The following is a 23,731-nucleotide window of genomic DNA, read 5'->3' on the forward strand; positions in this document are numbered from 1 at the left end:
GATCAGAAGCCTGCTGATGCCGCCTCTCCGGGTGGGACGGACGATTCGGGAGCGAACGAAATCTATCGCCTTGAGGCGATCGGGCATGTTCACATCTTTACGCAGACCGATCAGGGCTGGGGTGACAAGGCCGTTTATGACATCGATCAGGCCACGCTGGTCATGACCGGCCACGCCATGAAACTGACCACGCCACAGGATGTCCTGACGTCCCGGGACACGATGGAATATTACTCGCAGCCGCGCATCTCCATCGGACGCGGCGACGCGACTGTCACCACGAACGAAGGCAAGCAGATCAAGGCCGATGTCCTCGTGGGCTATAGTGCGCCACCGGACAACAACGCTCCCCCCAATCAGGCTGCCGACGCCAAGAAGCAGGGCGGCGACCCCATTGCCAACGGTTCCGGAAAGCTGGAAAAAGTAAATGCTTTCGGGCATGTATGGGTGAGGACACAGACCGAGACCATTACCGGAGACCGCGGTGTTTACGTGCCTGACACGGGCATCGCCCGGATTGTCGGCAATGTTCACATCACGCGCGGGCAGAATCAGCTTCAGGGATCAGCGGCCATCATCAACATGCATACCGGCGTGGCGACAATGACAGAGCGGCCCGGCGAACGGGTCAGTGGGCTGGTCGTGCCCAACAGTGACGGCAACAGCAATGGTGGCCACTGACATGGAGACAGAAGATTTTGCCGTGGAGTTCGTCGCCACGCAGCCGGGCATGGGACCGAACGGCACGGTGCTGCGGGACAGGCAGCACGGGCTTTTCGCGGATGGAATCGGCAAATCCTACAAAAAGCGCGAAGTCGTCCGGGATGTCTCCATCGAAGTCCATCGTGGCGAAGCCGTAGGACTGCTCGGGCCCAATGGCGCGGGCAAGACCACCAGCTTTTACATGATTGTCGGGTTGGTCCAGCCGGATACAGGCAACATCACCCTTGATGGCGCGGATATCACGCGGCTGCCGATGTATCGTCGCGCCCGCCTCGGCATTGGTTACCTTCCGCAGGAAGCCAGTATTTTTCGCGGCCTGAATGTCGAACAGAACATCATGGCGGCGCTGGAAGTGGTTGAACCCGACCCCGACAAGCGCGACGCCATGCTGGACGGTCTGCTGGGCGAATTCGGCATCTCACATCTGCGACGCTCCCCTTCGCTGGCCCTTTCGGGTGGTGAGCGGCGGCGTCTGGAGATTGCCCGCGCCCTTGCCAGCCAGCCGCATTACATTCTGCTGGACGAACCGCTGGCGGGCATCGACCCGATCGCGGTCGGTGAAATCCGTGATCTGGTTTCACATCTGAAGGATCGTGGAATCGGGGTTCTCATCACCGATCACAACGTGCGTGAAACACTGGAAGTCATTGACCGGGCTTACATCATGCACAGCGGTCAGGTGCTCATGCAGGGCATTCCGGAAGAAATCGTCGCCAACGAAGATGTACGCCGCGTGTACCTTGGAGAAAGTTTCTCCCTCTAAACTCGCCGTATGGCCACAGCACCGGGACTCCACCTTCGACAGACCCAGAACCTTCTCGTAACGCCGCAGCTGCAACTGGCGATCCGCCTTCTGCAGATGACGGCGAACGAGCTGGGCGTCATGGTCGAGGAGGAACTGCAGAGCAATCCGTATCTCACGCGCGTGGAAGACACCTCTTTTCCGGTTATCGGCGAAGAGAACACGCCGCACGAGCCTGAAAAAGCTTTCTCGTCGTCAACCGAGTCCCGGCTGGATATCCAGCCTCTAGAGGAAGCTTCCGGCGCAGGTTTCGATGATACCTATACGGAAGAAGGCTCCCCTCAGGACTGGCGCACGCACCGCCATGCAAGAATGGCCTCTGCGGAAGAGATGACGCCGTCAGCCGAGCCTTCCTTGTATGAACGGCTGGAGGAGCAGCTTCGCCTGACAAGGCAGTTCACCCCCACACAACGGCTTATCGGCCATACATTGATCGAAAATCTAGATCTCACCGGCTGGCTGGGTTGCGCACCTGCTGATGTTTCCCGGCAGATTGGCCTCTCCATCGAAGAAGTGGAAACCGTTCGCCACGTAATGATGACATTTGAGCCAACCGGGCTGTTTGCATGCTCTTTGCGCGAGTGCCTCTCTGCCCAACTCTCGGCCCAAGGTCGCCTGACCCGGGAAATGGGCATTGTGCTCGATAATCTCGATATGGTGGGTCGACGAAACCATGCCGCGCTTCGCAGCCTGTGCGGCGTCGATGAAATGACTTTTGCGACACTGTTGGCTGAACTGCGGCGGCTCGATCCGAAACCCGGTTTCGATGACACCGCCCTCGCCGCCATAACCCGTGTGCCTGACGTGAGCGTGCAACGCGCACCTGACGGAGAATGGGTGGTGCGACTGAATGAAGAAACGCTCCCTCGCCTGCAGATTGATCAGGGACTGCGCCAGAAAACCAGACGACTGAGCGATTCAGATGACCGGGTCTTTATCAGAAACCAGATATCGCATGCGTCATGGCTGATTCGTGCGATGGAACAGCGCAGTCAGACGCTTCTCCGCGTCACATCGGAAATAATGAAACAGCAGAAAGGTTTTCTGGATTCCGGTGCAGCAATGCTGAAACCTCTCACGATGCGCATCATCGCAGATGCCACCGGCATGCACGAAAGTACCATCAGCCGAATCACATCAGGCAAATATGTGATGACGCCATGGGGTCTTCATGAATTGAAATATTTTTTTACCGCCAGCATCAACTCTACATACGGACGAGAAAACACGAGTTCAGAGGCCGTACGATACAAAATACGAAAACTCATCACCTCTGAACGACCGGACGCCGTTCTGTCGGATGACGATATCGTGCAAACTCTTCGCAAAGAAGGAATAGACATCGCCCGCAGAACCGTGGCCAAATATCGTGATGCTCTGCACATCGCAAATTCGATGCAGAGGAAACGAGAGAAAGCCGCCTCCTTCTGATGGTGCGTGGCACTGTCAGATAAGCTGGCGACCGGTGTCCTCAAATAAAAGGAACCTGTCAAAGATGGATATTCACGTTTCCGGTAAACAGATTGACCTGTCTGACGCACTGAAAGCACGCGTTACTTCCCATCTCGGCACGATTGCCGATCGATATTTTGAAACGGCCATGGAAGCCAATGTGACTTTCAGCAAGGCGCGATCATTTTTCACATGTGATATCAATGTGCATGCAGGGCGCGGCTTGACGCTGCGCGGAGAAGGCGAAGCGGGCGACGCGCACGCCGCCTTCGATGATGCCGCCGAGCATATTGCCCGCCGCCTGCGCCGTTATCGCCGCCGCATGCAGACCCATTCCCGTCAGACCGCCCGCGCGCCTGTTCCTGAAATCGGTCGCAGCTATATTCTCCAGCCCACCGACATGCATGAAACGCATAATGGCAGAGAAATACAGACGGCTGACAATGAGACCTTCGCCACGATCATCGCGGAACAGCCTACCGAAATCGCTTTCCTGAGCGTGAGCGAGGCTGTGATGCGACTGGATCTTGCGGACAGAAACCTCCTTGTCTTCCGCAATAGCGTTACGCGGGAGATCAACATCATCTATCGCCGCGACGATGGGAATATCGGCTGGGTCGAACCCAACGGCATGATGAACTGACGCCAGCAGACTTTCAGAAGCAAACACTGAAAGACGCGGACAGTCTTTTCTTCATCTCAAAGACTATTCGCGTCTGTGATGGCGTTACGCTTGGCGTAAATTGCCGTGGGCGACACATATTTCGTTTCGAGCGACATGATATTTCTTTTTTGTAATAACATGATAAAGGAACCCTGAAGCGAAACTGAGACGGAGCCATACGTGCTCGCTGGATTACCATCATGACGCCAGAAAACACCCCCGAACTCACGGGAGTTGCAGGATGGCTCAATCGTCGGCTGCCTGTTGTCTCAGCCTTTCGTGCCGAATATGTGGATTTTCGTCTTCCTCGAAATCTGAACTGGTTGTGGAACTTCGGCGCGATCCTGACTGTCGTGCTGTTGCTGATGCTTGCGTCCGGCACGTTCCTCGCCCTGAACTATACACCCACCAGCGCGGGGGCGTTCCTGTCCGTCGAAGCGATCGACCGGCAGTTGTCGGGTGGGTGGCTGCTCCGGGCCATGCACATGACCGGGGCCAACCTGTTCCTCGCCGCGCTCTATATCCATCTTTTTCGTGGTCTTTATTACGGCTCTTACAAGGCGCCCCGCGAAATCCTGTGGCTGACGGGCCTCGTGCTCCTTGTCATGGTGATGGGCACGGCCTTTGCCGGCTACATGCTGCCATGGGGACAGATGTCCTACTGGGGCGCAGACGTCATCACCAAGGCGGTCGGCGCTGTCCCTCTTATCGGCGGGACGCTGGAGCATGTCATGACAGGCAGCGACCATCTGGGCGATGTGTTTCTGCACCGTTTCTTCGTGCTGCATTTTCTGATGGCGTTTCTGGTGCTGGCCGTTGTGGGGCTGCATGTGGCAGCGCTGCACATCACGGGATCGAACAATCCGGTTGGTGTCGAGCCAAAGACGAAGAAAGACACGGTTACGTTCCATCCTTACTACACAAGCAAGGATCTCGTCGGGCTGATCGTGTTTGCACTGATTTTCACGGCGCTGATGTTCTTCTGGCCCGGACTGTTGGCCGAACCCGCCAATTATGCGCCAGCCGATCCGATGCACACACCGGCGGACATCGAGCCTGAATGGTATTTCCTTCCGTTCTACGGCCTGCTCCAGTCCGTGCCTTCCAAGTTTGGTGGACTGGTCGCGTCAGCCGGGTCCATTGCCGTGCTGTTCTTCCTACCGTGGCTGGATCGCTCACCGATCCGCTCGGCCCGCTTCCGACCGATGTGCCGCGCAGGCCTGTTCGGGCTGGTCATTGCATTCGTATTGCTGGCCATCGCGGGTAAGCATCACGCGGAAGGCGTGTGGATGCTGATCGCACGGCTCGCCGGGCTTTATTATTTCGCCTATTTCCTTGTGCTTCTGCCTCTGGCATCGCGCATTGAAAAGACACGGCCGTTGCCTGCCTCCATTTCAGCGGCACAGGGAGACGCCTGATGAAATGGCATCATCGTTTCCCGGCGCTTGCGCTGATCGTCGGCGTGGCCGCTTTCCCATACGTGGCGTCTGCAGGCATCCCGGAACCCGTGGTCCCACCGCATCAGACATGGGCGTTTGAAGGGCCCTTCGGTCAATTCGACCAGAAAAGCCTCCAGCGCGGCTTTATCGTTTACGACCGCGTCTGCTCCACCTGTCATGGCATGAAAAGCCTGACCTACAACGATCTGAGCGGCATAGGTCTGAGCGAGCAGGCCATTATCGATCTGGCTCATGGCAAGATGATTGCCGGGCCGCCGGACGCCTCCGGCCAACCGACGATGCGCCCAGGCCTGCCGGACGACCACTTCCGCTCGCCCTTCCCCAGTGACGAAGCCGCAGCCGCGATGATGGGCGGCGTTGCGCCACCAGATCAGTCGAGGCTGGCAGTCATTCAGCCGCATGGTGCAGACTGGCTTTACGCCTTTCTCACAGGCTACAGGATGCCGCCTCCTCCCGACGCCCCCGTGGTGCCGGGAAAATTCTATAATGACTGGGTAAGTGGCCACCTGATCGGCATGCCACCACCACTGATGAATGGTGTCATCCAGTATCCGGACGGCACCCCGGCGACAGTTGAGCAGCAGGCCCGCGACGTTACGACCTTTCTGGTCTGGGCCTCCGATCCGCATCGGAACTCTCGCCATTCGATCGGCATATGGACGGCGCTCTATCTTGTGGGGCTTCTGTTATTGGCCGTTGCGTGGAAAACAAAGATCTGGAAGCGCGTGAAAACGCAATAAGGGTGTGCTGAACAATGACCGAACCATCTGACATGAGTGAAAGCACAGAACCTGGACGCCGCGACTTTCTTGGCATGGTCACGACGGCTGGCGTCGCGGCGGGCGCCTGTGCCTGTGCCGTGCCTTTCGTGCAGAGTCTTGCGCCACAGGACAGCGCCTCCGCGCATCTGCCTGTCGATGTTGACATTTCCAAGCTCGCACCCGGCCAGCAGATGACGGCAGTGTGGCAGGGAAAGCCGGTTTTCATCCTTCGCCGCACCCCGGAAGACCTGAAACAGCTTCAGGAAGCGGCCCTGATCGCCGATCTGCGCGACCCTGAATCCGCCGTGCTTCAGCAGCCGTCTTACGCAAAGAACTGGCACCGCTCACTGGTGCCGGAATATGGCGTGTATGTCGGCGTGTGCACCCATCTTGGCTGCGTTCCCGTCTATGAAAGTGCGACTGGTGGAGCAAAGAACGGTCGTTACAACTGCCCGTGCCATGGCTCGAAATTCGATCTCGCGGGACGTGTGCGAAAGAGTGTTCCAGCTCCCTATAATCTGCCGGTTCCGCCGCATGTCTTGGTGAACGCCACAACCTTGCGTCTGGGGGAAAGCCCCAAAGGCGAGAGTTTTGATTTTTCCAGTATTGTGCAGATCTGAAACGAAATCAGGGTGAGGTATAACGTCGCCCTTTGACGTGTCACCAACCTCACTCCTTTAGTCGTGATGCGAGATCGTGCGTCACAGAGGGATAGGTCTTTGAGCCGTCTTTCTGACTGAAGTGCCTTTCCTGTCTGGAACGCCTCCATCTTTCTTCCCGGACTGCATCCTGACAAGAATTTCCATATAAAACACCAGCCATTTCATCTTTAGGCCACATCTATATTTCAACAAATATAGATAAATAAATGCAATTTCTCTTCATTTATTGCATCCAACTCCCTACCCAGCCGTTTTCCTCGTGTTATGACTTTCTGGAAAGCAACAAGAATACTGGGGAACCCCCATGCAGACGTTACGCGTGAATGGGCAGACATATCCGGTGGATGTAGATCCGGACACGCCTTTGCTGTGGGTGCTGCGTGATATCATCGGGCTGAACGGCACAAAGTTCGGCTGCGGCATGGCGCAGTGTGGCGTCTGCACCGTCCATCTCGACGGCACGCCGGTTCGTTCATGCGTTCTGCAGATCGGACAGATCAAACAGAACGCCGTCATCACCACGATCGAAGGTGTCGATGAGATAGACCCCGTTGTTCGCGCAGTGCAAAAAGCATGGATCGATCTGGATGTCGTGCAGTGCGGTTACTGCCAGCCAGGACAGATCATGGCTGCGGTTGGACTTCTGAAAACAGTGCCGAACCCGACAGACGAGCAGATCGACAGCGCCATGTCCGGCAATATGTGCCGCTGCGGCACCTATATGCGCATCCGCAAGGCCATTCATCAGGCCGCCGGAGAAGCAGCATGAGCGCGACAAAAAGCGGCTTCCGCACGGGACGGCGCAATGTGCTTCTCGGGGGTGGTGGACTGCTGCTCGCCACGCTCTGGCCGTCCGCATCACCACGTGCGGATGAAGGCATGTTGGTCGAGGATGCAACGGCCCCGTTCGCGCCAAACGCCTTCATTCGTATCACGCCTGACAACCGCATTACGCTGATCCTCCCCAATATCGAAATGGGTCAGGGCATTTACACATCCTCGGTCATGCTCATTGCCGAAGAACTGGGCGTCGATCTCGCTCAGGTAGAAATGGAAGCAGCCCCACCCGGCACGGCCCAGATTACCGGTGGCTCCACCTCCATCATGACAGAATGGATGCCGCTTCGTCAGGCAGGCGCGGCGGCCCGAACCGTGCTGGTGCAGGCTGCTGCACAGCGCTGGGGGGTGAAGCCGGAAGACTGTGCCGTCGGATCAGCCATCATCACGCACGGACCATCCGGACGCACCCTGACATTTGGCGATGTTGCTGCAGCGGCGGCCAAACTTCCGATCCCCAAGGAACCACCCCTCAAATCCGCTGCGGATTACCGCCTTATCGGCAAGGCGCAGCACAGGCTCGACAGCCAGATCAAGGTGACGGGCAAAGCCGTGTTCGGCATCGACGTGCATGTGCCGGGACAGAAGATCGGCACGGTCGCCGCCTGTCCGGTTGTAGGTGGAACCCTCCGCGCTTTTGACCACGATGCCGCCATGGCGGTGCGTGGTGTGCTGGCCGTTCTGGTGACGGATACGAAAGATGCCGTGTGTGTTGTAGGCGAGCATTACTGGGCAGCCCACAAGGGGCTTCAGGCGCTCCGTCCTGTCTGGACGACGGGTGCAAATGCGGACGTCAGTACCCAGACCATCTACGATCAATTGCATGAAGGGCTGAAAGGTCCGGCGATCGTGCCGAGCCCAAAGGGCGATGCGGAAGCCGTGATCGCGAAATCCCATTCCCATTACAGCGCCGTTTATCAGCAGCCTCTTCTGGCGCATGCGACAATGGAACCGATCAACTGCACCGTGCATGTACGTCCCGATGGGTGCGACGTCTGGACGGGAACGCAGGTTGCCGATCGCGCGCAGGAAACCGCCGCCGACATTACCGGCCTGCCGAAAGAAAAGATCACGATACACAGCCAGTATATCGGCGGTGGTTTCGGTCGTCGGCTTGAGCATGAATATGTGACGCAGAGCGTGCAGTTCGCCAAACAGGTGCGTTATCCGCTGAAAATCGTCTGGAGCCGCGAAGAAGACATCACGAAGGACCGATATCGCCCTGCCTATGTCGATGAGGTGACGGCTGGCCTCGACGAGAAAGGTCGTGTCACCGCCATGAAGCATCGCATCGTCGGTCCCGCCGTCGTGGCGCGGTGGGACCCGCCGGAACTGACAAAGGAAGGCTACGATGAGGATCTGTCTGTCGCCACGCTGATCACGCCTTACAGTTATGATGCCTATCGTCTGGAATTCGCGCGCCGGGAAGCGCCGGGCGTGGTGACGGCATGGTGGCGTGGCGTCGGTGGCACACGCGGTCTGTTCGTGGTGGAAGGCTTTATCGACGAACTCGCTGAGCGCGCAGGCACGGACAAGGTGGCCTACCGACGCGAACTGGCGGCAGGGAACACCCGCGCAGTGGTTGTTCTGGATCGTGTCGCGAAAGAAGCAGGCTGGGACACACCTGTTCCACAAGGGCGCGCACGTGGGGTCGCACTCCAGTTCGCTTTCGGTTCCTTCATGGCGACCGTAGCGGAAATCGAGATGCCCTCACCGGACACGGTCATCATTCATCGTGTGACGGCGGTCGTGGATTGTGGACAGGTGATCAACCCGGATCAGGTCATATCGCAGATTGAAGGCGGCCTGATCTTCGGTTTCAGCGCCGCGCTTTATAACGAGATCACGTTGGAAAACGGTCGCGTGCAGGAAAGCAATTTCAACACATGGCGCGTCATGCGCATGAACGAGGCGCCACGCCGGATCGACGTGCATCTGATGGACAGCAAGAAAGAGCCGGGCGGCATTGGCGAGGTGGGCACGGCGGCTGCGGCCCCCGCTCTTGCCAACGCCATGGCGGCAGCACAGGGGCACCGTTACCGCACGCTTCCCCTGCTCTCTCCCCGCAATCTGGAGAAGGAGGCCGCACGATGACACGTTGCATTGCCCCCCGCGCTTCTTTTGTCGTAGCTCTTCTCGCAACCGTTTGCGCCCTACCCGCCTCCGCAGCCTCTCCGGTTGAAAAAGGCGAATATCTCGCCCGGGCCGCTGACTGCGAAGCCTGCCATACGGCACCGGGCGGCACACCTTTCGCGGGTGGCCGCGCCTTCAAGATGCCGGGCATTGGCGTGGTCTATTCCACCAACATCACACCCGATCCGGAGCACGGCATCGGCAGATGGAGCGACGAAGACTTCGTTCGCGCCGTTCGGGAAGGTGTTTCTCCGGGCTGGAAACATCTCTATCCCGCCATGCCCTATCCGGCTTACTCCCGCATGAGTTCTGATGAGGTGAAAGACCTCCGCGCCTGGCTGGCCAAGGTGCCTGCTTCACAGAACACACCACCTGCCAACGAACTGAAATTCCCCTTCTCCGTTCGCGCCCTGATGATCGGATGGAACCTGCTGAACGGCCCTTCATCGTCCTACCCTGATGATCCAAACAAATCGGCCGAGTGGAACCGGGGACGCTATCTGGTCGAGGGGCCGGGCCACTGTGCTGACTGTCACTCTCCCCGCACCATGACATTCGGCCTGTCCAAGGACCGTGCTTTCGCGGGCGAACTGATCAATGGTCTGCGGGCCTACAACATCTCTCCTGATCCAAAAGACGGCATCGGCAGCTGGACGGATGAGGCGCTGGCTCAATATCTCTCCACTGGCCACGCAGATGGCCACGGCACTGCTTCGGCTGACATGGCGGAAGTCGTCACCTACAGTCTGCGCCACCTGACGCCAGACGATATTCACGCCATGATCGTCTATCTGCGCGATCTCAAGCCGCAGACGTCCAAGGATGCTCCCGCTCCTTCACGCCAGCTTACAAACGGAGACGCCACGCTTCCACAGACCACGAAAGGGGCGCGCCTTTTCGCTTCCGTCTGCGCCGGATGCCATCTTCCGAACGGCAGTGGTCGTCAGTCGCCTTACGCCAACATTGCAGGTGCACGCACACTGAGCGCGGATGGTGGGCGTAACCTGATCCGCATCATCATGAGCGGCTCAACGCTGGCCACAGCAGACGGCGATCAGGTCATGCCGGGTTTTGCGGGAGGCAACCTGAGCCAGCAGGATCTGAACGACATTGCCGCTTTCGTCATGACGCATTTCACGGAGGCAAAGCCATCGACTGAAGCGCTTAACGCCGCTGCCAAGGGACCATGACGCTCAGGCTGCTGCGGAACGCTGACGTTTCGTGTGCGTGATATAGTCCTGCACAGTGCTGAAGCCGCTTTCCCAGGCGTTCAGCAAACTTTCCAGATGCTCGCGGCTGTTGACCAGACCGCGAGACAGGATCACCCCTTCCTGTGAAAGCAGGAAGGCGGCTGGAAGCTTGTCCACCTCCAGCGCCCGCCCGAGCGCCGGATCGTTGATGAAGCGGGCAGATGTCATCCCCGCCTCCCGCACGAAGCGCTCCTGCGTTTCCACCGCATCGTCACCGGCAAACATCAGATCGACATGCTCTCGGCGACAGAAATCCTGAGCCAGCGGAATGATTTTTCTCGAAACGGGACAGGTGGCAGACACGAACAGAAGCAACCGCGTGGCGTCACTGTGGCCTAGAGACATGAGCGTTCCATCAAGAAGCCGGAAAGGCTGCTCTGGACAGGCATCGCCCGGCTGCGGCCCTTTTGAGTTGGTCAGCGCACCGATGGGCGCAACCTCACGAAAAAGCTGCCTGACCTGCACAGTCAGCTTCCATGTCACAAAAAGTGCTGCCAGCAGCACGCCTGTCAGAAGCAGATTGACGCTGATCAGAACGCTCATCATCACCCGCCCGCTCAGAACGCCCAGATGGCGTCACAACTGAACCAGAACATGTTGCTGTTGCCATTGTTGGCGTAATTGATGGTCGGGTCTCCCGTGGGAGAAACGCGGTTGAACGGACGCGTGCCATTCAATGCCTTGTCGAGACGCAGTTCCGGTCGGATGGTCAAGCTGCCTTTGGGCAGATTGAGGAACTGGGGACGATAGGAAACGCCTGCGGTGAGTTCGCCGTAGGTTGTGCCTGCCGCATAATCATAAGGATAAGGGCGACCGCGCAACTCGTTGATGTAGGACATGGTGGAGGTGTTGTTTCCCACTACCCCACCATTGTTGTCACGAAAGATCTCTCCGCGCAGATTGAACGTCAGCCAAGGGAAGAAATCATGCGCGAAATAGGTGGTCACGCCATAGACATCGTCGCGCAGATAGTCATCGTGAAAATAGGTGCCGTTGAGAGTGACCGTTGTCGCATCATCAATTTTATAGGATGCGACAATGTCCCCGACATATTGCATCGCATGATTGGCCTCTGAACCAATCGCATAGACGCTCTGCTGAGGGCCGAGATAGGACAGAGCGGAGACATCCAGCTTGCCATCCAGCAGACCGTTGAACTGAAAGCCGAAATAGCCCTTCGGTCGGCTATTGTTCTTGGCTCCGCCGAAGGTCGTCGAGTTGCCGGCGTTCACACCCAGAATCCAGTCGAAATGCTGGGCGAGATGAACGGTTGCCGTGACACCCACCACTTCGAACGGCACGATGAAATCGGAAGAATAGTTATAGCTGTAGAAGGGACGTTCCAGCGCATCCGTGCCTTCCACGCCCTGCATGCCATACATCTGCCCGATTTGGAGATCGACGCCGTCCTTGGTGAACCAAGGCATATGGAAATCGAGATGCGCCTGTGTGGGCGCAAACTGATACATCCCGGTGATCGCACCGTCGGCCATACCAATGGTCGGATTGAAGCGGGCATCCGAACCGTAAAGCACTTCGAAAACAAAGCCGAAGCCATAATGGGATGAGCCGATATCCGTCACCGGATGCGAAAGCGTGCCGGTAATCTGGTTCAGGGTCGCGGTATTGGCGCGATCGACATAGGACTGCGCCCAGTTGCGACCCGTATGCGTCCATGGGTTGCCGTTGACGCCCGCCTCAACCACGACGTGACCTTCGAGGTCATCAAACCAGCTATGAGACGCCCCGGGCGGCTTGAGATTGACGTCCACCTTCGCTGCATCCGCTTTTTCCGCAGCGGTTTCTTCACTCACCAGCGGCCGTCCGCCTTCTTCCGGTGTCAGTCTTTCCTGCGCGAAAGCCGGTAGCGAAGCCATCTGCAACACAAAATATGTGCCGACGGAAAAATAACGGCGAAGCCTCATACTGCGAGCGTTCCTTGTGTGGTGGGCAATCATGCCGACAGAATCCATTATCCGGCTTTACGGTTTTTCACTGTCGCGTCTGGCGCAGGCCGCAAGGGCACGCTCAAGAACTTTCCCGCGAAGCATGGAGAAATCTGGAACAGAAAGCGGTTTCTGACGCCATTCATGGATCTCGGCGGCGGTATAGGGGTGAAACCCCTGCGGCAAACTTGTCCCCGCCACCCTGAGCATGATGAAATTCATCACATCCGCCAGTTCCTGATCACTGCGGATCAGTGACATCGAAACGCCCGGCACCCGGATGAGATAAGCCCTCCCCTCATCCGTGCAGGCGAACCGCCCGACAGCATTGCGGAGTGTGGGGACGAAACTGTCGCCGGAAATACCCTCTACGCCGTGGCATCCGCCACAATGCGAAAGATAGACCGACTGTGTGTGATCCAGTGTCGTGGGGTGAGAAAGCGCTTCGGCAGCCGTGGCTGCCCGCGTTCCCACCCAGCAGCCACCAGCCAGCATCGCGCCTGCGACAAAGCCAGACGCGATGCGTAAACGACCATTCTGCAAAAGTCTTCGCTTTCCTGTCTTACGGAACAGGGTGAGCGGCGTTCAGCTTGTTCCGCTCGTCGAGGATTGCGGTGGGCGGCAGCGCTGCGCCACGGGCAGCTTTCACATCGTCAGCCGTGAACACGGGGGCCGGTTTGACGTCGCCCAGCGAGGCCACATAGGTCAGAATGGCGGCGATATTCTCATCCGTCTGCGTGCCGAATGACGGCATGTAGCCGGTGTAGGAGCCGCCGCCAGCCTTGATCGTGCCGGTCAGACCGTTGAGCAGCACATGCATGAGATAGGTCTTGCCTTCCGGCGTGGAAGCAATGCTGGAAACACGTCCTTTCAGCGGTGGAAACTGTCCGGGCACACCTGCGGCGCTGACCTGATGGCAAAGGCTGCAGTTGGCCGTATAAAGCTGCTGCCCGTCAGCGGCATGTGCTGAAGCGGAAAGAGCCAGACCGCCAGCAAGAGCAAGACCTGTCACCGCTGAAAGAAGAGTCTTTTTCATTGTTTCCTTCATAATCACTTTTCGCATTCCGGTTTTTGAAGATTTCAAGACGCTTTGCCCACGACTGCCGCAGTGGAGCAATTGTACATCTCCGAAGTTCCTGTGCCGAAACACCAGATGATGTCGTTATTGGCCATGGGACGATAGGACGGCTGATCACCATCTGTATTGAGGCACGTCACCTCATTACAGGAATCCTGACCACAGCAGTCGCGGTATGCGATCATATAAGAATTGCCGTCCTGCGGATTGTAGCAGCTACCAATCCACGATGTGGGCGACGGCGCCGTTCCCGGCGGACAGGTGTGCGTGCCACCGCCGCAGGAGGTGCAGAGATTGCCGTCGATGGCGCAGTAACGCCAGTAATCGCACGCCTGATCGTCCTTTGCCTGCGCCTTCGCGCCAAACGGCGTCTGGGCCTTCGGTTTGGCCGTGGCGGCGGCATCGGCGCGGCTGACAGGCAGCAGCATGAACGCAGGCGCGGCCGCAACGGCCCCACCCATTTTCGTCAGCACGTCACGACGCGATGTACGCCCCGCAATCCGACGCAGAACACCTTCCGTCAGGCGGTCGAACAGAGACCCCTGTTTGTTGTCAGACGGCAGCATGAGAAATCACTCCTGTCTCCGCGCGTTCTGGTCGGGATGCAGCAGGCACGGTGTCCAGCAGTTCCTCGATCTGACGACGCGTATTTACAATATCCTTGACCCGGATGGTGCCGCGCTCATCGAGCAGCACCAGAGCGGGCAGACGGTTGATCTGAAGGACCAGCCCAAGTTCCACTCCGGTCAGAAGCGGGATGCCCTGCATTTCAGGGCGGCTGATCGCCATATTCTTGAGTTCGGGAACAGGACCATCCCCGACAAACAGCAGTTCGAACCCGCGGGCTGCGGCGATGTCCCGCGCAATGGGAATGACCCTTTTGCAGACCGGACATTCTGACGCCACGAACAGCAGCATCTGATACTGCCCCGCCGGCAGTTCTTCCCCGATCACCACGGGCCTGTCGTTGAGATCGTGCATCACCAGACGCGGCACGATCTGCCCGACATCGAGACCGGGCCTGGCTTCCTGATGGCCGATTGGCGCAATACGCTCATGGAGCACGCCGATCTGACGAGCCAGCGCAAGCAGCGTGATGGCCACGCCCAGAAGCAGCACTGTCAGCACGCCCTGCCACAGGAGAAGCACAAGCATCATGCTTCCGCTCCCGTGCTCGCGACAGTTTGTGCCTGTAGCAGACTGCGGAATGCCAACCACAGCATCCAGCACGCGACACCACACATCACGCCTTCAACCTGCAAGACCCAGGACGATGAACGCCCTACCACCGCAGGAAGTAATGCCAGGCCCGCACATGCCAGAGTGCGAAGAACCAGTGACCAGGAAAGGGTCTCCCCTTTCTGCCCCGGTGTGCAGCCACAGGACAGATCGGTTCTGCCCCGCGCCACATTCACCCCCATCGCACCCGCGAAGAGCAGCAACATGCAAGCGGCCAGAACGCTCCCCACAGCAAGGCCAAAGCCCGACAGCAGCATCGCTCCTGTCATCACCTCGGCAAAAGCCAGTGCCCAGCCAGCGGCTTCGAGAGAACCCGCAGGCAGCAGGCGATAGGAAGAGAGCGTTCCGAGGAAAAGATCATGCTCCCGCAGCTTGGCGAAGCCAGCCACGAGAAACATGATACCGACACTACCGGCGCATAGCGCTGAAAGCCCACCCATCATCATGACGGATGACGGATTCATCCTTCACCGGGTGCGGCCGTGAAGATCAGTGCGCCACCAAGCGCCTTCATTTTGTGAAGCTGCTTGCCGGTCTTCGCATCCAGAACGTAGAAATCCCCTGTGTCCTCGTCCGTGGTGAACAGAAGCGGGTTGCTGTCCTGCGTCACACCCACCATCGGACTTGGAGTCGGCAGCGCGATACGACGAATGCGCTTGTGGCTTTCGGTGTCATAGACCCACACCTCTGTTCCGCCATCCTTATGCGTCCAGAAAGTACCTTTGTGCATCAGCACATAAAGCTGATGGTCGCTCTTGTGCAGAGCGGACATCTGCCAGCCACCCGGACGCCACGAGATCTCGAACGGTTTGGTGGAATCGGAAGCGGCCTTCACGCCCGCGCCTTCCTGCAACGACCACGGCTTGTCGATCGTCGCGTTGGCACCCAGCGTGGTAGGATAGACCTTACCGGTATAGCTGATGAACCACGCCTTCCCGTCTTTCGTGACACTCGGGCTCTGCTCGAAAATGCCATCGTGGTCGGGCTCGAAGAACGCAGCCGTGTGGGTCATGGACGGCTTGCCATCGGCCCCAAGGCTCACGTTGGCAAGGGTGCCGTCCGCGCAAAGGGACGAGAAGCCGTCATTCCCCCACGGATAGATCAGGGCGCAGCCCGGCACATCGACCGTGCTGGAAACTTCATGCTTTTTCGTGTCCACGACCTCGACGGCGCTGCCGGGGCTCATCTGGTAGACATAAGCACGCGAGGCATCGGCGTTGAGCGCAAGATTGTTCCGCTTCGGCGTGACGAGCGCGCGGGAAGGCAGCTTTTCGTCGGATGTAATCTTCAGCGTGTGAGAATCGTATTCCACCAGAAGGTCGTTCCGATCGCCACGATTCCCGCGGGACCACGTCGTTTCACCGACATAAAAGCGGTTTGCATCGGGAGTAAGTGCGACATTCGCATTGTATGCCGCCTGCACCATGCCAAGGAGGCGTCCCTTGTCGGCATCGACAACATAGGCACGTCCATCCTTGTTGTGCTGGTAGGCCGCATCGACCACGAGAATCATATGCGGGGACCAGGCGGGAAGTGTTGCTATATCGCTTTGTTCCGTTTGTGGAATAGGCTCATCCGCATGGGCTGCACCTGCTGTCATTGCGCCAAACAGGGCTACACCGCCCAAAAGCGCACGCAGAAAAGCAGCCGGATGGCCTTGCGGTTTACACGGAAGCGTCATGAGACTCATTTCTATCGGTTTCGCAACAACTTGATATTACAGACAAGAAATCTTTCCACAAGACGAATATTCTTCTTTGTTTACGACATCGCGGAATAGTCCCGTCCACAGTGCGAAGAGCCTCTTCCCTTCTCGCAGCGGCTGGGCATTTTCGTGGCCCCGCCGGCACTTAGGGAACGGTTTTGCAAATACGTGAACAGGGCGCATAGTTCCGGCGCTTTCCTGCGGCACGACGCTGTAGCCTTGCGCCCCGCACAAACGGATCAGAGGAGATGTCATGACCGTCGGTCGTTTTCCGTTCACGCGCCTCAGACGCAATCGAGTAGACAACGCCACTCGCCGACTGGTTGCCGAAAACACACTGTCCATCGACGATCTGATCTGGCCGATCTTCGTCATGGAAGGCACGAATGCCGTCACGAATGTGGATTCCATGCCCGGCGTCCAGCGCGCCACGCTCGACAGACTGCTCGCCCATGTTGAACCTGCCGCCAAGCTGGGCATTCCCGCTCTCGCGCTTTTCCCGATCACTCCGTCCGAAGTAAGGAACGAGAAAGGCTCGGAAGCCCTCAATCCCGACAACCTGATGTGCCGGGCAGCCCGCCTGCTCAAGAAGGAATTTCCCGACATGGCGCTGATCGGGGACGTAGCCCTCGATCCGTATACCGACCATGGTCATGACGGCATCATCCGCGATGGCTATGTCGTCAACGATGAATCCGTCGACGTTCTCAAGGTGCAGGCAACCAATCAGGCCGCCGCCGGCATCGACATCATCGCACCATCAGACATGATGGATGGTCGCATCGAGGCGATCCGCCGCGATCTTGATGAAAACGGGCTGATCAACACGCGGATCATGTCCTACGCCGCGAAATATGCCAGCGCCTTCTATGGCCCCTTCCGTGATGCTCTTGGCTCGGGTGGCCTGCTGAAGGGCGACAAGAAGACCTATCAGATGGACCCGGCCAACTCCGACGAAGCCCTCCGCGAAGTGGAGAGCGATCTGCTCGAAGGCGCGGACATGGTCATGGTCAAACCCGGCATGCCCTATCTCGACATCATCCGTCGCGTGAAGGACCGTTTCGCGGTGCCGACCTTCGCCTATCAGGTGTCAGGCGAATACGCGATGCTGATGGCCGCCATCCAGAACGGCTGGCTGGACCACGAGCGCGCCGTGATGGAAAGCCTGCTTGCCTTCAAGCGCGCTGGTGCAAACGGCATTCTGACCTATTTCGCGATTGAGGCCGCAGAACGTCTGAAGGGCTGAAATTCTGGGAAAGGGCGTCTTCGGCATAGGTAATGAGCGTCGAAGACGCCCTACTGTTTGCGACAAAATCGCAACATTCGCATTATAAAAAGCAACAATAAATCATCGTCTCATTGAAAAAGAACGATTTTTTAGAGCGTCATACTTTGTCGTAGATATGGAAGTGTAACGAAGTATGGTTTTATGAAACAAACACCTCGTATTTACCTTCTGGCAGAATGGCAGCCTGACATGTTTCATAAAAACCGTTGCTTCCTTCTCAGCAGCTTTATTTTATTACCTCTCCTTACTTTCCTCACTGCCATACTGCCAACTCAAGCAGATGCCGCACCTATCGCAAACGTTCCTGCTGTTGTGGCCGTCAACCGGGAAATCGGCCTTTCCGTGACAGGAAATTTCGAAAACGCAACCAATCACACAGGAATTTTTCGTAGTTACCAAGGCATATTCCCCTTAAACCACGTCGTCCCTGAATTTAATGCTCCGTCATTTACTTCAACCCGCAGTCACGCGAGTGGATGGACTCCAGGTTTTCGAACGGATGCACAATATATGTTCGATGCGGGCAACATAAAGCATCTTTACGCCTCCGCGACCTTTACACTTGATAATGGTGACATCGATTACGGTAGCAAAACCACATCTACCGCTAGCAAAGCCGTATGGCTTTCCCCCACGACCGGCGCACCCAACGGGATAACCAATCACAATCAGCAAAACCGACGAGTAAACCGGTCAGGCATCAATGTTACCGGTGAGTTCGGCAAGGCTTTCCTGCTCCTGAATGATCGCCTGCTTGTCATGCCTACGATACAAGGCGGCTATCGGACAGAAGCCTCCAATACATTCACCGGTTATGGCAAAGGCTATGTCGGGCTAGCACTACACATCGATTATGCCATCACGGATCGCTTGGTCATTCGTGGGCGGGGCGGATGGGCACAGTTCCTCAACACACATGCAGCTTTTCTTGATAATATGAAGGGCTATGCCGGTCGCTCCCGCCCAGAGTGGAGTGGCGATATCGGGCTTGATTATCGACTGACAAAACGCCTGCACCTGACCGGTGGCGTGCGTTACACTTATCTGAGCTATGGCAAAGCCAACATTAGCTTTGCTAATGAATACACCTCAGGCTCGGGCCCCTGGACCATTCAGAATATGAACGTCATGCACGGCCATTACACATTATGGCGCAACTCCGTCCAACTCAGGATGGGCATCGCCTACCAACTCTGAAAGCACATTCTGTTTGATTGACGGGATGCAACCTGTTTCGTCATTATCTGTTGTTCAGGAGCGGCATGTTGCCGTCCGGAAAATCAACGCGGAAACGCGGGAGGCAGAACAGCGATGACTTTCTCATCCCGTCATCCGCAGTTCTTCTATACAACCAGCCCACAGACCTGCCCCTATCTGCCTGACAGGATGGAACGGAAGGTTGTCACCGACCTTTCCGGGCCCGATGCGGAAATGCTGCATGACCGGCTTTCACGGGCAGGGTTTCGACGCAGTCACAGCATTGCCTACGCCCCCGTCTGCAATGGCTGCAATGCCTGTGTGCCCATCCGCATCCCGGTTGCGCGCTTTACTCCCAGCAGGACACAGCGTCGTGTCCTGAAGGCCAATGCGGCGCTGGAAGGTCTGGAAGTTCCAGCCCGCGCGACGGCCGAACAGTTCGTTCTGTTCCGCCAGTATCAGACTGCAAGACACGCCGACGGCGACATGGCGGGCATGAGCTTCGCCGACTACCGCTCAATGGTTGAAGACACTCCCATCGACACGTTCATGATCGAATTCCGGACGGCGGACAATCAGCTCATGATCGTCAGTCTGGTGGACATGCTGAGCGACGGCCTCTCTGCGGTCTACAGTTTTTACGACCCGACCTTTCCCGAGCGATCACTGGGCAGCTTTGCGGTGATGTGGCTTATCGAGCAGGCAAAACAGCGGCATCTGCCTTATGTCTATCTCGGCTACTGGATCGCCCAGAGCCACAAGATGTCCTACAAATCCAATTTCCGTCCGGCTGAAATTCTCTCACGCGGCGCGTGGCGGGATCTTGATCAGGCCACTTCCGGCTGAACACACCAGACATTCGTGTGACAGGAATCTGACCTGTTCATGAATAACGGCTCATCTTTCAGCCGAAGTCCGCCAAAATCCGGTAATGTTTCTCGAGCATATTTTCGCGAGCAGATGACAGACCATGCATCCGTCTTTAGACTCGTTCGTTGATGCAGCATGCGACTTATCGCAACTTCGGAGAGACAATTCATGCGCATACTCCTTGTGGAGGATGATCCGACCGTCCGAGGTTTCGTGACGAAAGGACTGGCGGAAACCGGTCACCTCATCGAACAGGCGGATAACGGCAAGGACGGACTCTTTCTTGCCGTCAGCGAAAAGTTCGACGTCATCATCCTTGATCGCATGCTCCCCGGCGGGATCGATGGTCTGCGCATTCTGGAAACGCTCCGCGCCCAGTCCAATGCCACGCCTGTTCTCATCCTGTCGGCGCTGGCCGACGTCGATGATCGTGTGGCAGGACTGAAGGCGGGTGGGGATGATTATCTCACCAAACCATTTGCCTTCTCCGAGCTGCTGGCACGCGTGGATGCCCTCGGTCGCCGCAGCCGCAACGAGGCCACGCCGCAAACACGGCTGGAAGTCGGCAATCTGGAGATGGATCTGCTGTCACGGGCCGTGAAGCGCGAAGGGCAGAAAATCGATCTTCAGCCACGAGAGTTCCGTCTGCTGGAATTTCTCATGCGGCACGCAGGACAGGTCGTCACCCGGACCATGCTGCTTGAGGGCGTGTGGGACTATCACTTCGACCCACAGACGAACGTCATCGACGTGCATGTGTCACGCCTGCGCCAGAAGGTGGATAAGCCGTTCGAGCATCCGATGATCCACACGGTTCGCAACGCCGGTTATATGCTTCGTGCCGACTGAATATTCTGCCCCGCGTCGCTCTGCTCTCCAGACATCATAATGCCATGACAGGACTGACCATTTTGGAGCAGCAGGGGACGTCACAGGAGGAACTCCTCCCCCCTCCGCCACCACCACCGAAGAAATCCAAAGAACCCTTTCTCCGCGTGCTGATGAGAGCCTTGCGGCATCATCTGGGCGGCCTGCGCTCCGCTGGCATCCGCTTCGCTCTTGGCTACGCCATTCTGTTCTGGGTCTCCGCGGGGCTGTTTCTTTCCGTCATCTGGTGGGGAACGGCCAACCTGCTGCAACGGCAGGTCGAAGCCTCGGTTGTGGCTGATGCCCGCGCCCTCTCAGAACGCTGGTCCGATGGCGGACTTTCCGCTCTGGCGCTAACGATCGAAGACCGGCTGGAAGACAACGTCGATGATGACGCGCTCTATCTGCTGGTCAATCAGAACGGCGAACGCATAGCCGGCAATCTGCCCGCATGGCCGGAAGCGGTGGCCATGAGCAATGTCTGGTATCAGCTCACCATAAGACGGGCTGGCACACGCGGGATTGCCGAAGTGCAAGCCTTTGACCTTCCCAAAGGCTATCGGCTGCTGGTGGGCCGGGACGTGCGGGGGCGCTCCGTTCTACGCAATCTACTCACCGACACACTCTTCTGGGCGTGGGGCATCATCACCGTTCTCACCTTTATTGGTGCTTTTCTCGTCCGCAGCATGTTCCGGCGCATGGTCTCCTCCATCGCCCGCACGACTTCCGCCATCGCGCATGGCGATCTGGATCAGCGTATGCCTCTGTCTGGCCGCGGCGATGAACTGGACGAAGTGGCGGAAGCCATCAACGAGATGCTGGATCGCATTAAACGGCTGATGGACGGGGTGAAGCAGGTCTCGAACGCCATCGCCCATGACCTGCGCACTCCCATCACCCGCGCCCGCGCCCAGCTTGAATATGCGGCTCTGCACGCAAAGGATGAGAACACGCTCCGCAGCGCCATTGAAGAAGGCGTCGCGGATCTCGACAACATTACCGCCGTGTTCGAGGCGCTTCTCCGCATTGCCCAGATCGAGGCGGGGTCACGCCGATCCGCTTTTGCCAGTTTCGACCTGATTCCCGTTCTGCGGGATATTGCCGAACTGTATGAGCCGCTGGCTGACGATCAGAATATCCGCCTTGTCCTCCGCATTCCGGATCACGTTCAGTTCTATGGCGACCGATCCATGATCCAGCAGGCCGTGTCCAATCTGATTGACAACGCCATCAAATTTTCGCCTCCGGAAGGCACCATCACACTCGCCGTGGCCACCGGCTTCGCGCCTTCTTCCGAGGACAAAACCACTGATCGGGTTGTCACCATTGATATCAGCGATCAGGGAATCGGCATGACGGCCGCTGATATGGAACGGGCCTCGGAACGGTTTTTCCGGGCCGATTCCGCCCGCAATACGCCGGGGTCGGGGCTTGGTCTTTCTCTCGTGCAGGCTATCGTGCATCTGCACGGCGGCGTGTTGCGTTTCCTTCCGCGCGCGCCGGGTCTGTGTGTGCAGATGCGGCTGCCGCTGCCACAGGATCAAGGCAAAAAACGGGGTGCAGATATGACGGAGGTTTCACAGACTTACCATCCGCAAGAGAGATGAGAACTGTTATAGTCTCAATCATGAAACGTGCCGTCCTTCTGATCGCTGCACCGGTGGCTGTCGTCTGTCTGTGCGGAGCCGCCCTTGCCCAGACTGCCAGCACCTCCCCCCGAGCGCTTTTTTCGCGTGAGCCCTCCAGGGAACTGGCCCAGTCCGTGGCTTCCACCGCACCGTTTCTGGAAGAAACCACACCTGAGCCAGAGCGCCCTCCGTCCGGGGGAGAGACAGGCATGAGCGTGACGTCCGATAGTCGCGCCTACTGTGCCCGCCTGATCCGTTCCATCGACCGCCATGACAACATGATGTCCTCAAATGTCGCGACATTGCGAAGCGAAGGACAGCAATTATGTGCGGAAGGCTATATCCGGCTGGGTGTAACCCGGCTACGGGAAGCCCTTGCCATCATAAAAGGTCGGACCACCGAAAAATGATTTCCAGAAAATTGCTGAAACCTTTTACCGCAGCGACAACCATTCTCTGTCTGGGCGGTATGTTGGTTCATCCGGCTCAGGCAGCGGATGACACATCCCATCCGAACGACACCAAGCTGAATATTGGCGGCACCGCTTCGGTGCAGGCTGCGCCCGATGAAGCAACAGCAACTCTGCTGGCGCAGAACGAAGGTTCCAACGCTGTCGATGCACAGCGGAAAACCAATGGCCTTGCGCAGTCCGCCATCGCTCTGGCTGAAAAAGCGACCGGTGTCGTGGTGCACAGCGAATCTTACAGCGTGTATGAAAACCGTCCCGATAAGCAGCCACATTCATGGACTGCGCAGCAGACACTTTCACTGACAGCGAAAGACTCTTCTGGTCTGCTGGAACTTGTTGGCAAACTACAGGAGAAGGGACTTCTGCTGCAGAATGTCAGCTGGTCGCTTTCACCGGAACATCAGAAGCAACTTCAGAAACAGGCAGAGCAGCAGGCTGTCAGGGATATGAAAGAACGGGCAGACGCAATTGCCGCCACACTCGGCATGAAAGTCACTTCGATCGCTTCCCTGTCGGTCAATGAACAGCCGCTGATCCGTCCCATGGCGCTCATGGCGCGCGCTGAAATTGCGCCCTCACCCGCCATGCGTCCAGACAGCCAGACTGTAACAGCGAACGTGCACGCTACTGTCATTCTGTCTCACTGAACCGATAAAGTGTTTTTTCCTGATGCATACTGGCACCGCAAGGTGCTTTGCT

At 57.7% G+C, this 23,731-nt stretch carries 24 protein-coding genes and 1 pseudogene; 17 read left to right on the forward strand and 8 right to left on the reverse strand.

What is annotated here, in order from left to right:
* The 10 genes and pseudogenes from ABF824_RS01520 to ABF824_RS01565 all read left to right on the forward strand — a co-directional run.
* Positions 1-681: pseudogene (locus ABF824_RS01520) on the forward strand (hypothetical protein); the annotation flags it as partial.
* Positions 682-730: 49 nt separating this feature from the next.
* Entirely contained in the window at positions 731-1,486 is a 756-nt protein-coding gene (gene lptB, locus ABF824_RS01525; protein WP_415486112.1) for an LPS export ABC transporter ATP-binding protein, read from the forward strand.
* A gap of 9 nt (positions 1,487-1,495) precedes the next feature.
* Positions 1,496-2,956, forward strand: coding sequence for an RNA polymerase factor sigma-54 (gene rpoN, locus ABF824_RS01530; protein ID WP_415486056.1), 1,461 nt, complete (start codon positions 1,496-1,498; stop codon positions 2,954-2,956).
* Between the two features lie 64 nt (positions 2,957-3,020).
* Complete coding sequence (gene hpf, locus ABF824_RS01535) at positions 3,021-3,620, forward strand: ribosome hibernation-promoting factor, HPF/YfiA family (RefSeq protein WP_415486057.1); 600 nt, start codon at positions 3,021-3,023, stop codon at positions 3,618-3,620.
* Positions 3,621-3,841: 221 nt separating this feature from the next.
* Entirely contained in the window at positions 3,842-5,059 is a 1,218-nt protein-coding gene (locus ABF824_RS01540; protein ID WP_415486058.1) for a cytochrome b, read from the forward strand.
* Positions 5,059-5,841, forward strand: coding sequence for a cytochrome c1 (locus ABF824_RS01545; RefSeq protein WP_415486059.1), 783 nt, complete (start codon positions 5,059-5,061; stop codon positions 5,839-5,841). Before ABF824_RS01540 ends, ABF824_RS01545 begins: the two co-directional genes overlap by 1 nt.
* Positions 5,842-5,855: 14 nt before the next feature.
* Positions 5,856-6,482, forward strand: coding sequence for a ubiquinol-cytochrome c reductase iron-sulfur subunit (gene petA, locus ABF824_RS01550; RefSeq protein ID WP_415486060.1), 627 nt, complete (start codon positions 5,856-5,858; stop codon positions 6,480-6,482).
* A 346-nt stretch (positions 6,483-6,828) separates the two neighbouring features.
* Positions 6,829-7,293 (forward strand): (2Fe-2S)-binding protein, encoded by a 465-nt coding sequence (locus ABF824_RS01555; protein ID WP_415486061.1) that lies wholly within the window; start codon positions 6,829-6,831, stop codon positions 7,291-7,293.
* Positions 7,290-9,455, forward strand: coding sequence for a molybdopterin cofactor-binding domain-containing protein (locus tag ABF824_RS01560; RefSeq protein ID WP_415486062.1), 2,166 nt, complete (start codon positions 7,290-7,292; stop codon positions 9,453-9,455). The genes ABF824_RS01555 and ABF824_RS01560 overlap by 4 nt, the downstream gene beginning before the upstream one ends.
* Positions 9,452-10,684, forward strand: coding sequence for a c-type cytochrome (locus ABF824_RS01565; RefSeq protein ID WP_415486063.1), 1,233 nt, complete (start codon positions 9,452-9,454; stop codon positions 10,682-10,684). The genes ABF824_RS01560 and ABF824_RS01565 overlap by 4 nt, the downstream gene beginning before the upstream one ends.
* Positions 10,685-10,687: 3 nt before the next feature.
* On the opposite strand, the gene ABF824_RS01570 is transcribed toward ABF824_RS01565, so the two are convergent.
* The 8 genes from ABF824_RS01570 to ABF824_RS01605 form a co-directional block, all read right to left on the reverse strand.
* Complete coding sequence (locus tag ABF824_RS01570) at positions 10,688-11,287, reverse strand: methylamine utilization protein MauD (protein ID WP_415486113.1); 600 nt, start codon at positions 11,285-11,287, stop codon at positions 10,688-10,690.
* 14 nt (positions 11,288-11,301) lie between these two features.
* Positions 11,302-12,669, reverse strand: a complete 1,368-nt coding sequence (locus tag ABF824_RS01575; RefSeq protein WP_415486064.1) for an outer membrane beta-barrel protein — start codon at positions 12,667-12,669, stop codon at positions 11,302-11,304.
* Between the two features lie 57 nt (positions 12,670-12,726).
* Entirely contained in the window at positions 12,727-13,185 is a 459-nt protein-coding gene (locus ABF824_RS01580) for a c-type cytochrome (RefSeq protein WP_415486114.1), read from the reverse strand.
* Positions 13,186-13,252: 67 nt separating this feature from the next.
* A complete protein-coding gene (locus ABF824_RS01585; protein ID WP_415486065.1) occupies positions 13,253-13,726 on the reverse strand; it encodes a c-type cytochrome in 474 nt (157 codons plus the stop codon).
* A gap of 44 nt (positions 13,727-13,770) precedes the next feature.
* Complete coding sequence (gene mauA, locus ABF824_RS01590; RefSeq protein ID WP_415486066.1) at positions 13,771-14,334, reverse strand: methylamine dehydrogenase (amicyanin) small subunit; 564 nt, start codon at positions 14,332-14,334, stop codon at positions 13,771-13,773.
* Positions 14,321-14,926 carry an alkyl hydroperoxide reductase gene (locus tag ABF824_RS01595; RefSeq protein ID WP_415486068.1) on the reverse strand — a complete coding sequence of 202 codons (606 nt, stop codon included), beginning with the start codon at positions 14,924-14,926 and terminating at the stop codon, positions 14,321-14,323. The genes mauA and ABF824_RS01595 overlap by 14 nt, the downstream gene beginning before the upstream one ends.
* The gene (locus tag ABF824_RS01600) at positions 14,923-15,471 is read right to left on the reverse strand and encodes a MauE/DoxX family redox-associated membrane protein (protein WP_415486069.1); all 549 of its coding nucleotides are present in this window, start codon (positions 15,469-15,471) and stop codon (positions 14,923-14,925) included. The genes ABF824_RS01595 and ABF824_RS01600 overlap by 4 nt, the downstream gene beginning before the upstream one ends.
* The gene (locus ABF824_RS01605) at positions 15,468-16,697 is read right to left on the reverse strand and encodes an amine dehydrogenase large subunit (RefSeq protein ID WP_415486070.1); all 1,230 of its coding nucleotides are present in this window, start codon (positions 16,695-16,697) and stop codon (positions 15,468-15,470) included. Before ABF824_RS01605 ends, ABF824_RS01600 begins: the two co-directional genes overlap by 4 nt.
* A 268-nt stretch (positions 16,698-16,965) precedes the next feature.
* On the opposite strand from ABF824_RS01605, the gene hemB reads away from it, so the two are divergent.
* From hemB to ABF824_RS01640, 7 genes are all read left to right on the forward strand, one after another.
* The gene (gene hemB / locus ABF824_RS01610; protein ID WP_415486071.1) at positions 16,966-17,958 is read left to right on the forward strand and encodes a porphobilinogen synthase; all 993 of its coding nucleotides are present in this window, start codon (positions 16,966-16,968) and stop codon (positions 17,956-17,958) included.
* A gap of 183 nt (positions 17,959-18,141) precedes the next feature.
* Positions 18,142-19,197 (forward strand): hypothetical protein, encoded by a 1,056-nt coding sequence (locus ABF824_RS01615; protein WP_415486072.1) that lies wholly within the window; start codon positions 18,142-18,144, stop codon positions 19,195-19,197.
* Between the two features lie 114 nt (positions 19,198-19,311).
* Positions 19,312-20,043 (forward strand): arginyltransferase, encoded by a 732-nt coding sequence (locus ABF824_RS01620; RefSeq protein ID WP_415486074.1) that lies wholly within the window; start codon positions 19,312-19,314, stop codon positions 20,041-20,043.
* A 192-nt stretch (positions 20,044-20,235) separates the two neighbouring features.
* The gene (locus ABF824_RS01625) at positions 20,236-20,916 is read left to right on the forward strand and encodes a winged helix-turn-helix domain-containing protein (protein ID WP_415486075.1); all 681 of its coding nucleotides are present in this window, start codon (positions 20,236-20,238) and stop codon (positions 20,914-20,916) included.
* A gap of 152 nt (positions 20,917-21,068) precedes the next feature.
* Entirely contained in the window at positions 21,069-22,541 is a 1,473-nt protein-coding gene (locus ABF824_RS01630) for a sensor histidine kinase (RefSeq protein ID WP_415486115.1), read from the forward strand.
* A gap of 20 nt (positions 22,542-22,561) precedes the next feature.
* Positions 22,562-22,972, forward strand: a complete 411-nt coding sequence (locus ABF824_RS01635) for a hypothetical protein (protein ID WP_415486076.1) — start codon at positions 22,562-22,564, stop codon at positions 22,970-22,972.
* On the forward strand, positions 22,969-23,679 hold the full coding sequence (locus tag ABF824_RS01640; protein WP_415486077.1) for an SIMPL domain-containing protein: 711 nt from the start codon (positions 22,969-22,971) through the stop codon (positions 23,677-23,679). The genes ABF824_RS01635 and ABF824_RS01640 overlap by 4 nt, the downstream gene beginning before the upstream one ends.
* The last annotated feature ends 52 nt before the right edge of the window (positions 23,680-23,731 follow it).

The sequence above is a fragment of the Acetobacter sp. genome, from assembly GCF_047721705.1.
Taxonomy (GTDB): Bacteria; Pseudomonadota; Alphaproteobacteria; order Acetobacterales; family Acetobacteraceae; genus Acetobacter.